Genomic DNA, 11,248 nt, shown 5'->3' on the forward strand with positions numbered 1-11,248 from the left:
TCCGGCAGGTCTTGTTTGCTGCAGTGTAGACCTTCGGCGCCGGGATGTAATGCGGACGGCCGCCGGCGTGGCCAGCCGTCCGGGACCAGCGTCAGCCCGCTGCTACCACCTTGCGCGCAAACGCCGCCAGCGCATCCAGCACTTCATCCGGACGCTCGCCCATCAGCGCATGGCCGCACGGCACCGTTACCACGCTCGCGCTGCGCATCTTGCCGGCCAGCGCCTGCGCCGCCTTGGGCGAGGTCATCATGTCCTTGCTGCCGGTGATGAACAGCGCCGGGCACGCCGCCGCCGCGGCGGCTTCCTCGCCATGGGCATAGGCGTTGCAGGCCGAGAAGTCGTTGTGGAACACATGCGCCTGCGGGTTGTTGCGCGACACCCGTTCCATCAGCCGCTGGCTGCCGCCGTGCATCCACGCGCCGGGGCCCGGCGACGACGGCTTGTTGGCGAGGCTCGAGTGCGACCAGGCATTGACCATGGCGATGGCGTCGCCCTCGTGGTTGAGCGAGGCGTCGAGCAGCGCGTCCGAGACCTTCATCGGATAGGCCGTGGCCAGCAGGCCGATGCCGCGCACCGCCTGCGGATGCCGCGCCGCACATTCCAGCGCGATCAGCGAGCCCATGCTGTGGCCGAACACGAAGGCCGGCGCGGTGACGCCGGCGGCGGCCACCAGCGCCATGACCCAGTCCGCCATGGCTTCGACCGTGGCCAGCGGCGCGCCCTGGCTGCGGTTGTGGCCGGGCAGGTCCACCGCCAGCACCGAGAAGCCATGGTTGGCGAACCAGCGCGTCTGCAGCGCCCAGACGCTATGGTCGTTCTGCGCGCCGTGGACGAAGACGGCGCAGGGCAGGGCGGGATCGAACGGTTTGCCGCCGGTATAGGCGTAGGCCGGCTGGCCGGCGAGGTTCAGTTCCATCAGGCTTGTCCTCCCTTGCCACTCATGGCCTTCTCGGCCGCCTTCAGGCCGCGCTTGAGGTCGTCGATCAGGTCATCCGGGTCTTCCAGGCCGACCGACAGCCGGATCGTGCCTTCGGTAATGCCCGCCGACTGCAGCGCGGCTGCGTCCATGCGGAAGTGCGTGGTCGAGGCCGGATGGATCACCAGCGAGCGCGCGTCGCCGACATTGGCCAGGTGCGAGAACAGCGCCAGGCTTTCGATAAAGCGCTGGCCGGCCAGCCGGTTGCCCTTCAGGTTGAAGCTGAACACCGCACCGCAGCCGCGCGGCAGCAGGCGCTTGGCGAGTTCGTAGTCGGGGTGCGATTCCAGCTCCGGATACGACACCGACTCGACCATCGGGTGCGACACCAGGAACTGCACCACCTTGCGGGTGTTGTCGACATGGCGGCTCATGCGCAGCGGCAGCGTCTCGACGCCCTGCAGCAGCTGCCACGCCGCCATCGGGTTCATGCAGGCGCCGAAATCGCGCAGCCCTTCGCGGCGCGCGCGCAGCAGGAACGGCGCCACCGTGCTTTCCTCGGTGAACACCATGTTGTGGAAGCCCTCGTAGGGCTCGGACAGCTCCGGGAAGCGCCCCGAGGCCTCGAAGTCGAAGGTGCCGCCCTCGGCCAGCACGCCGCCGATGGTGGTGCCGTGGCCGCCCAGGAACTTGGTGGCCGAGTGGTAGAGCAGCCCGGCGCCATGGTCGAACGGGCGCAGCAGGTAGGGCGTGGTGAAGGTGGAATCGACCAGCAGCGGGATGCCATGGTCCTGGCCCAGCTGCGCCAGGGTCGGGATGTCGAGCACGTCGAGGCCGGGGTTGCCGAGCGTCTCGCCGAACAGCAGCCGGGTCTCGGGCCGGATCGCGGCGCGCCAGGCGTCGATATCGCGCGCCTTGACGAAGGTGGTCTCGATGCCGAAGCGGCGCAGCGTGTAGTGCAGCAGGTTGTGCGAGCCGCCGTACAGCGCCGACGACGCGACGATATGCGAGCCCGCGCCCATCAGCGTGGCCACCGCCAGGTGCAGCGCGGCCTGGCCCGAGGCCGTGGCGATGGCGCCGGCGCCGTTCTCGAGCGCGGCGATGCGTTCCTCGAGCACGGCCACGGTGGGGTTGGAAATGCGCGAGTAGACGTGCCCCGCGCGTTCCATGTTGAACAGCGACGCGGCGTGCTCGCTGTCGCGGAACACGAAGGACGTGGTCAGGTGGATGGGGGTGGCGCGGGCCCCGGTGGCGGGGTCGGGCGCGGCGCCGGCGTGCAGCGCCAGCGTGTCGAAGCGGGTTCCGGACATGGTCGGTCGGCCTTGAGTTGTCTCCGGCCAGCATCGTAGCATCGTGCGCCCGCCCACGCGCGCTCACACGGCCACCCGCCCGCAAACCGGCCTCCCGCTTTACTTTGGCGGCGGGTTTGGGCTAGCATCGGCCAACGGGCACGCGGTGCCCGCACACCCATAGACAGATAACAATGTGACCGGTATCGCCCCCGGTGCCACGGCCGGCGCGATACCCTCAGTTTCAGCTCAGTGTGAGCGCAGGCAGCGGAGACCAACATGAAAGTCAGCGACATCCTCCAGATCAAGGGCAATACGCTCTATACCGTGACGCCTGACACCTCATTGCTGGTTGCCGTGCACACCATGGCCGAGCACGATATCGGCTCGCTGGTGGTGATGGAGTACGGCGACCTGGTCGGCATGCTGACCTTCCGCGAGATCATCGAGACCCTGGCCCGCAACAACGGCAACGTCGGCACCAGCAGCATCCGCAAGGTGATGGACGATGCGCCGCTGACCTGCACCATGGAAACCGACGTCAACGAGGTCCGCCGCATGATGCTGGAGCGTCACACCCGCTACCTGCCCGTGCTCGACAACCGCACGCTGATGGGCGTGATCTCGTTCTACGACGTCGCCAAGGCCGTGGTCGAGGACCAGAGCTTCGAGAACAAGATGCTCAAGGCCTATATCCGCGACTGGCCGGAAGAGCGCGCCGAGTGAGGGCGCCGGGCCGCGCCGGCTGTGTCTGCCGGAAGCCCCCAGGCTTACTGAAGCCGCCTGCGGAAATACCCTCGGTTGGCGCCACCCGGCCGCGGCAAGGTGGCGGCAAGGCCGCGGCTGCGGCACACTAGCCGGCGTTTCCATTTCCGTTGGCGGTCGCCCCCGACCGGCCCCTCCATGAGCCAACACAGCCAGTTCCGACTGCTCGGCCTGCGCCGTTTCGCGCCGTTCTTCTGGACCCAGTTCCTGGGGGCGATGAACGACAACGTGTTCAAGGTCGCCTTCACCTCGCTGGTGACGTACCACACGGCGCTGTTCGACGGCGTCGACGCGCGCAGCGCGGCGTTCCTGATCTCGGCCATCTTCATTGCGCCGTTCGTGCTGTTCTCGGCCACCAGCGGGCAGATTGCCGACAAGCTGGAGAAGTCGCGCCTGATCCGGCTGGTCAAGTCGCTGGAGATCGCCATCATGGTGCTGGGCCTGGCCGGCTTTGCCTGGCACAGCGCGCCGCTGCTGTACGCCGGCACCTTCCTGATGGGTTTGCATTCCACGCTGTTCGGGCCGGTCAAGTTTGCCTACCTGCCGCAGCACCTGGACGAGAGCGAACTGGTCGGCGGCAACGGGCTGGTCGAGATGGGCACCTTCGTCGCGATCCTGATCGGCACGCTGATCGGCGGCGAGCTGGCCGGGCTGCAGCACGGCGGCGCCATGGTCGGGCCGCTGTACGTCGGCGCGGCCTGCGTGATCATCGCCGTCGCCGGGCGCCTGGTGGCGGGCCGGATCCCGGCGTCGCCGGCGCCGCAACCGGACCTGCGCATCAACTGGAACCCGTTTTCCGAGACCTGGCGCAACCTGGTGCTGGCGCGCGGCAACCGCACCGTGTTCCTGAGCCTGCTCGGCATTTCGTGGCTGTGGTTCCTTGGCGCGACCTTCCTGACCTCGTTCTTCAGCTATGCCAAGGATGTGCTGGGCGGCGACCAGAACGTGGTGACGCTGCTGCTGGCGGTGTTCTCGCTCGGCATTGGCACCGGTTCGCTGCTGTGCGAGCGCCTGTCCGGGCGCCATGTCGAGATCGGGCTGGTGCCGTTCGGCTCGATCGGCATGACCGTGTTCGCGGTCGACCTGTACTTTGCCAGCCAGGGGCAGGCGCCGGCCGCGCTGAGCGGCATCGGTGCCTTCCTGGCCGCGCCGCACCACTGGCGCGTGCTGGCCGACCTGTTCCTGCTGGCGATGTTCGGCGGCTTCTACAGCGTGCCGCTGTACGCGCTGATCCAGAGCCGCAGCGCGCCCACGCACCGCGCCCGCATCATCGCCGCCAACAACATCCTGAACAGCTTCTTCATGATCGCGGCCTCGCTGCTGGGCGTGGCGCTGACGCAGGCGGGCTATACCATCCCGCAGCTGTTCCTGGTGGTGGGGCTGCTCAATGCGGTGGTCGCGGTCTACATCTATTCGCTGGTGCCGGAGTTCCTGCTGCGCTTTATCGCGTGGATCCTGGTCCATACCCTCTATCGCCTGCGCCGCATCAACGCCGAGCGCATTCCCGCCGAGGGGCCGGCGGTGCTGGTGTGCAACCACGTCAGCTTTGCCGATGCGGTGGTGCTGATGGCGTGCAGCCCGCGCCCGGTGCGCTTCGTGATGGACCACAACATCTTCAGGGTGCCGCTGCTGTCGTGGTTCTTCCGCCAGGCGCGCGCGATCCCGATCGCGCCGGCGCACCAGGACCCCGAGATGCTCAGGCGCGCCTACGACAGCGTGGCCCAGGCGCTCGAAGACGGCGACCTGGTCTGCATCTTCCCGGAAGGCAAGATCACCGCCACCGGCGACATCAATCCGTTCAAGCAGGGCGTGCAGCAGATCATCCGCCGCACGCCGGTGCCGGTGGTGCCGATGGCACTGCGCGGGCTGTGGGGCAGCTTTTTCTCGCGCAAGGGCGCGCCGGCGATGTCGCGGCCGTTCCGGCGCGGCATCCTGAACCGGCTCGAGCTGGTGGTGGGCGAGCCGGTGCCGCCGGAATCCGCAACCCCCGAAGGCCTGCAGCAGATGGTGCAGGCCCTGCGCGGCGACTGGCGCTAGCCGACGCAAAGGCGATCCCCGATGATTACCCTCTACACCTTCGGCCCCGCCTTCGGGCTGCCCGACGCCAGCCCCTTCGTCACCAAGGCCGAGATGCTGCTCAAGCTGGCCGGCCTGCCGTACACCGCGCGCCCCGGCAGCCTGCGGCGCGCGCCCAAGGGCAAGCGCCGTACCTGGACGACATGGGCCGGATCGTGGCCGATTCCACCATGATCCGCTGGCATATCGAGAAGACCTACCACATCGATTTCGACGCGGGCCTGAGCGCGGCCGAGCGCGGCATCGCCTGGGCCGCCGAGAAGCTGATGGAGGACCATCTCTACTGGGCGGTGGCGCGCGTGCGCTGGCTCGACCAGGCCAATTTCGACAAGGGCCCGGCCCAGTTCTTCCGCAGCGTGCCGGCGCCGGTGCGCGGGCTGGCCGAGCGGCTGGTGCGCTACAAGGTGCGCAAGACGCTGTGGGGGCAGGGCCTGGGGCGGCATAGCGAGGAAGAGCTGGTGGCGCTGGCGAGCAAGGGCGTGACCTCGATTGCCGACATCCTGGGCGACAAGCGCTACCTGATGGGCGACCAGCCGTGCGGGGCCGATGCCACGCTGTTTGCCTTCGCCGGCAGCCTGCTGTGCCCCGTATTCGACACCCCGATCCGCACCGCGGCCGAGGGCCATGCCAACCTGGTGGCCTATATGGAGCGGATGCGCGCCGAGTTCTACCCGGAGCTGGCCGCCGCGCCGGTGGCGCAGGGCGTCGCCGCCTGACCTGACGCCGCCGGCTGGGTCCGCCCAGGCCCGCCCGAGCCCGGCCATTGGCCTTACAATGGAGGCCGTCCCCAATTCCTGTGCGGTTTCCATCATGTCCGGCAACACCCTTGGCCTGCTTTTCACTGTCACCACCTTCGGCGAATCGCACGGGCCGGCCATCGGCGCGGTGGTGGACGGCTGCCCGCCGGGCCTGGCGCTGACCGAGGCCGATATCCAGGGCGACCTGGACCGCCGCAAGCCCGGCACCTCGCGCCACGTGACCCAGCGCAAGGAGCCCGACCAGGTCGAGATCCTGTCCGGCGTGTTCGAGGGCAAGACCACCGGCACCCCGATCTGCCTGCTGATCCGCAACACCGACCAGCGCAGCAAGGACTACGGCAATATCGTCGAGACCTTCCGCCCGGGCCATGCCGACTACACCTACTGGCAGAAGTACGGCATCCGCGACCATCGCGGCGGCGGCCGTTCGTCGGCGCGCCTGACCGCGCCGGTGGTGGCGGCGGGCGCGGTGGCCAAGAAATGGCTGCGCGAGCAGTACGGCACCGAGATCCGGGGCTATATGTCGCAGCTGGGCGAGATCGCGGTGCCGTTCACCGACTGGTCGCATGTGCCGGAGAACCCGTTCTTCGCCGCCAATGCCGACATCATCCCCGAGCTCGAAACCTATATGGACGCGCTGCGCCGCGACGGCGACTCGGTCGGCGCGCGCATCGAGGTGGTGGCCAGCCACGTGCCGGTGGGCCTGGGCGAGCCGCTTTTCGACAAGCTCGACGCCGATATCGCGCACGCGATGATGGGCATCAACGCGGTCAAGGGCGTCGAGATCGGCGCCGGCTTCGACAGCGTCGCGCAGCGCGGCAGCGTGCATGGCGACGAGCTGACCGCCGCGGGCTTCCGCACCAACAACGCCGGCGGCGTGCTGGGCGGCATCTCCACCGGGCAGGACATCACCGTGTCGCTGGCGATCAAGCCGACCTCGTCGATCCGCACCCCGCGCGAATCGATCGACAAGGCCGGCAACGCCGCCACCGTCGAGACCTTCGGCCGCCACGACCCGTGCGTGGGCATCCGCGCCACGCCGATCGCCGAGGCCATGCTGGCGCTGGTGCTGATCGACCACGCGCTGCGCCACCGCGCCCAGTGCGGCGACGTCCGCGTCGACACGCCGCGCATCCCCGCGCAGGCCGGCCAGACCCGCTGACTTGACGCCGCAGCGCGCGGGCGGCCAAGGCGGGGCCGGCGGCCCCGACCATGCCCGCTTCGGGCTCTTCTACCTGGGCTATTACGGCTACGTCGGCCTGATCTCGCCCTACGTCAGCCTGTACTTCGCCGACCGCGGCTTCGACCCGGTGCAGATCGGCGTGCTGATGGCGAGCTTCCAGGTCAGCCGCATCGCCGGGCCCTACCTGTGGGGCTGGCTCTCCGACATGATGCACACGCGCGTGCGCATCCTGCGCGTGAGCGCGTTCACCTCGCTGCTGGCGTTCCTGGTGCTGCCGGGCGTCGGCAGCTACGGCGGCATGATGGCGATGATGCTGACGCTGAGCCTCTTGACCAGCGCGATGTCGCCGCTCGGCGATGCCCTGACCATTTCCACGCTGCGCCGCTACGGCGCCTTCGACCACAGCTACGGCCGCATCCGCATGTTCGGCTCGCTCGGCTTTATCGGCGCGGTGCTGGCCGGCGGGGCGCTGTTCGAGGCGGTCGGCATGCGCGCGTTCCCGTGGGTGGCAAGCGCGGTGCTGGCAATCCTGGCCGGGGTGGTGCTGACCATGCGCGACGCCGCCGACGAAGGCCCGCGCACGACGCCGCCGCGCGCCTTGCCGCTGCTGCGCCGCCCGGACGTGGCCTGGTTCCTGGCGTCGGCCTTCCTGATGATGTTCGCGCACGCCGCGCTCTACGTGTTCTACTCGCTGTGGCTGGAGACACTGGGCTACAGCAAGTTCGCCATCGGCATGATGTGGACCATCGGCGTGGTCGCCGAGATCGTCTTCTTCTACTACCAGGGGCTGCTGTTCGCGCGCCTGGCGCTGCGCACCATCCTGGCCGGCACCTTCGTGCTGGCGGCACTGCGCTTCGGGCTGACCGGCTACTTCGCGCAACTGGCGTGGCTGATGGCGCTGGTGCAGGTGCTGCACGCGGCGACCTTCGCCGCGCACCACAGCGCCAGCCTGAAGCGCCTGCAGGCCTGGTTTGCCGGGCCGCTGCAGGGGCGCGGGCAGGCGCTGTACACAGGCATTTCCTACGGCGTCGGCGGCACGCTCGGCGGGCTGGCGATGGGCTGGACCTGGAACGCGCTGGCGCCGGCGCACACCTTCGGGCTCGCCGCCGTGGCCGCGGCGGCGGGCGCCTTCTGCGCGGTGATGAGCTTTCGCGCGGAGGGCGACGGTGCGCTTCAGTCCAGCACCGCGCAGACCCGCTCCGCAATCGCCAGCGACGAGGTCAGCCCCGGCGATTCGATGCCGAACAGGTGAACCAGCCCCGGCACGCCGTGCACGGCGGGGCCGTCGATGCGGAAGTCGGCCGCGGCTTCGTGCGGGCCGCTGATCTTGGGGCGGATGCCGGCGTAGCCGGGCTGCAGCGCGCCGTCGGCCAGTCCCGGCCAGTAGCGGCGCACCTCGTCATAGAAGGCGTCGGCGTCGGCCGCATCCACCCCGTATTCGATCTCGTCGATCCAGCGCACATTGGGGCCGAAGCGCGCCTGGCCGCCCAGGTCGATGGTCAGGTGCACGCCAAGTCCGGCGGCCTCGGGCACGGGATAGATCAGCCGTGAGAACGGCGCGCGGCCGGCCAGCGTGAAATAGCAGCCCTTGGCGTAGTACTGCGGCGGGATATGGGCTTCGGGCATGCCATCGAGGCGGCGTGCCAGCTCGGGTGCCGTGAGCCCGGCCGAATTGACCACCGTGCGCGCCAGCAGCGTGGTGGTGCTGCCGTCTTCCGCGCCGATCTCCAGGCGGATGCCGTCCGCCGTGACCGCGCCGCCCAGCACCGGCGACTGCACCGCCAGCATCGCGCCGACGTTTTCCGCATCGCCCAGCAGCGCCGTCATCAGGCCGTGGCTGTCGACGATGCCGGTCGACGGCGACAGCAGTGCCGCCTCGCACTGGAGTTGCGGCTCCAGTGCCTGCGCTTCGGCCCGGTCGATCAGGCGCAGGTCGTCCACGCCGTTGGCGGCGGCCCTGGCGCGGATGCTTTCGAGCGTCGCCACCTGGGCCGCGCTGGTGGCGACGATCAGCTTGCCGCAGCGCTGGTGCGCGACGTGGCGGCTGGCGCAGTAGTCGTACAGCATGGCCTTGCCGCGCACGCACAGCTGCGCCTTGAGCGAGCCCGCCGGATAGTAGATGCCGGCATGGATGACCTCGCTGTTGCGCGCGCTGGTGATGGTGCCGAAGGCGTTCTCGGCTTCCAGGATGATCACTTCGCGGCCTTGCAGCGCCAGTGCGCGCGCCACCGCCAGTCCCACCACGCCGGCGCCGATCACGACGCAATCCACTGTTTCCATGGTTGTTCCTTGCTTCAGGGTTCAGGGGTCTCGATATATCCGGGTTCAGGCGGGCAGGCCCAGGCGCGCGGCGGCGGCCGCCAGGTGCTGCTGCGCGGCGTTGCGCGCGGCCGCGGCATCGCCGGCGGCAATCGCTTCGGCCAGGGCCGCGTGCTCCTGGTCGGCGGCGCGCGGCGCGCCGGTGGCGCTGGCCAGCCGCGCGGTGTTCTCCCACGCGCGCTGGCGCGCGGCCAGCATCTGCTGGCTTACGAAATCCGTCAGCCCGGTAAAGCAGGGGTTGTGCGCGGCCTCGGCAATGGCATGGTGGAACGCCATGTCGGCCGCGGCGGCGCTGGCCATGTCGCCGTGGCCGTCGGCCTGCGCCTGCATTGCCGCCAGCGCGGCGCGGATGGCGTCGAGGTCGGCCTCGGTGCGCCGCTGCGCCGCCATTTCGGCGCAGGCGGTTTCCACCACGCGGCGCAGCTCGAACAGCTGGGCCAGCGTCGGGCCGCCGTCGGGCGCGCTGGCCACGCGCCAGGCCTGGCCGCCCGGGGTGTCGGACACATAGGCGCCGGAGCCCTTGCGCGTGACCAGCACGCCGTCGGCCTTCAGCTGGGCAATGGCCTCGCGCACGATCGGGCGGCTGACGCCGAAGGCGTCGGCCAGCGCGGACTCGGCCGGCAGGCGCGCGCCCGCGCCGTAGCGGCCGGCAAGGATGTCGTCATGCAGGGTCTGCGCGATGCGGGTGGCAAGCGATGCGGGGCGGGGCAGGAGAGTGTTCATGGCGCTCGATGTGTCAGGCTGTCTGACAGCTTTTCGCGATTCTGGCCTCAACTTTGCGGCGCGTCAAGCTTGCAGCAGGTAACCGATGCTACACATGCGGCCTTGGTGTCCATTGCCCGGCACTTAATTTCGCCGCGCGGACGCCGATAGAAGCCCAATACAGGCGGCGGAGTCCCGTGCGTCAGTGCTGCCCAGGGCTCGGCGCGTCCCAGCACGCCCACGCCGGGGCCAACTGCAAACAGCCATGATCCAGCTCACCCCTAACGATCTTCCCGTCGGCCACCCGCTGCCCTGGTCATTGCTCGATGGCGATGGCAACCTGGTGCTCGGCAGCGGCAACATCATCCCCGATGCGCGCGACCTGGCGCTGGTGTTCCGCCACGGCACGGTGTGCCGCGACGATGTCGGCGATGAAGCCGGCAACAAGGCCGCCGACGAGCTGCGACCTGCCACCGGGCCGCTCGGCCTGCAGGTCGGCACGCTGCTGCATATCAAGCTGGACGGCGAGGCCGCGCGCCCGGCCGCGAGCCGCCTGATCGGCTTTATCGAGCAGGGCCTCTTTGTCACCTGGCCGCAACTGGGCGGGCGCGACCTGCCGCTGCAGGCTGGCGACGGCGTGCTGCTGCGCGGCTTCTCGGGACACGCCATCCACAGCTTCACTTCGACCATTACCGCGGTGTGTCGCAGCCCGTTCCGCTATCTGGTGCTGTCGGCGCCGGTGCAGCAGCACGCGACGCCGGTGCGCAAGGCGGCGCGCGTGCCGACCCGCCTGGCCGCTTACCTGACCGAACCCGGCGATGACGAGGGTAGCGACGGCAGCGCCGCGCGCCTGTCGCTGCTGTCGGACCTCAGCACCGGCGGCGCGCTGGTGCAGACCACCTCGCCGGCCCCCGCGCCGGGCAGCCGCGTGCGGCTGCGCTTCAAGCTGCGTACCGCGTCGCTGGACAGCGAGGTGGTGATCGATGGCTGGGTCCGCATCGCGCCTGCCAGGGCCGCTGGCGACGATGCCGACTTCCCCGCCTTCGGCGTGGCCTTCGATGTGCTGGCCGAGCGCGAACTGACGCTGCTGCAGTGCTACATCTACGAACAGCTGCTCTCCAGTACCCGCATGCCGGTGCAACCCGCAGCTGTAGCGGCCGTTTAGAGGGAATCCGCTAATGTTTTGATTGTCTCCCCGGGGCGGGCCGTCTTTACTGCTTCCAACATAAAAAGACCCACC

At 69.6% G+C, this 11,248-nt stretch carries 9 protein-coding genes and 1 pseudogene; 6 read left to right on the forward strand and 4 right to left on the reverse strand.

The features are described from left to right. Window positions 1–91: 91 nt before the first annotated feature. Together A2G96_RS07240 and A2G96_RS07245 are read right to left on the reverse strand one after the other, a co-directional pair. A complete protein-coding gene (locus tag A2G96_RS07240) occupies window positions 92–916 on the reverse strand; it encodes an alpha/beta fold hydrolase (protein WP_062798114.1) in 825 nt (274 codons plus the stop codon). Next, window positions 916–2,226, reverse strand: a complete 1,311-nt coding sequence (locus A2G96_RS07245; protein WP_062798116.1) for an O-acetylhomoserine aminocarboxypropyltransferase — start codon at window positions 2,224–2,226, stop codon at window positions 916–918. Before A2G96_RS07245 ends, A2G96_RS07240 begins: the two co-directional genes overlap by 1 nt. A gap of 258 nt (window positions 2,227–2,484) precedes the next feature. On the opposite strand from A2G96_RS07245, the gene A2G96_RS07250 reads away from it, so the two are divergent. From A2G96_RS07250 to A2G96_RS07270, 5 genes and pseudogenes are all read left to right on the forward strand, one after another. Further along, complete coding sequence (locus tag A2G96_RS07250) at window positions 2,485–2,931, forward strand: CBS domain-containing protein (RefSeq protein WP_012352517.1); 447 nt, start codon at window positions 2,485–2,487, stop codon at window positions 2,929–2,931. Between the two features lie 177 nt (window positions 2,932–3,108). Beyond that, window positions 3,109–5,007 (forward strand): MFS transporter, encoded by a 1,899-nt coding sequence (locus A2G96_RS07255; RefSeq protein WP_062798118.1) that lies wholly within the window; start codon window positions 3,109–3,111, stop codon window positions 5,005–5,007. A gap of 21 nt (window positions 5,008–5,028) precedes the next feature. Continuing rightward, window positions 5,029–5,762, forward strand: a pseudogene (locus A2G96_RS07260) (glutathione S-transferase family protein). 94 nt (window positions 5,763–5,856) lie between these two features. Beyond that, window positions 5,857–6,966 carry a chorismate synthase gene (aroC, locus tag A2G96_RS07265; protein WP_062798120.1) on the forward strand — a complete coding sequence of 370 codons (1,110 nt, stop codon included), beginning with the start codon at window positions 5,857–5,859 and terminating at the stop codon, window positions 6,964–6,966. 1 nt (window position 6,967) lies between these two features. Continuing rightward, window positions 6,968–8,239, forward strand: coding sequence for an MFS transporter (locus A2G96_RS07270; protein ID WP_062798122.1), 1,272 nt, complete (start codon window positions 6,968–6,970; stop codon window positions 8,237–8,239). Here A2G96_RS07270 and A2G96_RS07275 read toward each other — a convergent pair. Further along, window positions 8,161–9,267, reverse strand: a complete 1,107-nt coding sequence (locus A2G96_RS07275) for an NAD(P)/FAD-dependent oxidoreductase (RefSeq protein WP_062798124.1) — start codon at window positions 9,265–9,267, stop codon at window positions 8,161–8,163. The genes A2G96_RS07270 and A2G96_RS07275 overlap by 79 nt on opposite strands. A gap of 45 nt (window positions 9,268–9,312) precedes the next feature. Beyond that, window positions 9,313–10,029: a FadR/GntR family transcriptional regulator gene (locus A2G96_RS07280; RefSeq protein ID WP_062798126.1), complete on the reverse strand. Its 717-nt coding sequence runs from the start codon at window positions 10,027–10,029 to the stop codon at window positions 9,313–9,315. A 244-nt stretch (window positions 10,030–10,273) separates the two neighbouring features. Here A2G96_RS07280 and A2G96_RS07285 point away from each other — a divergent pair, with 244 nt between their 5' ends. Next, window positions 10,274–11,173 (forward strand): flagellar brake protein, encoded by a 900-nt coding sequence (locus tag A2G96_RS07285; RefSeq protein WP_062798128.1) that lies wholly within the window; start codon window positions 10,274–10,276, stop codon window positions 11,171–11,173. Window positions 11,174–11,248 lie beyond the last annotated feature (75 nt).

The organism is Cupriavidus nantongensis (assembly GCF_001598055.1).
Taxonomy (GTDB): Bacteria; Pseudomonadota; Gammaproteobacteria; order Burkholderiales; family Burkholderiaceae; genus Cupriavidus; species Cupriavidus nantongensis.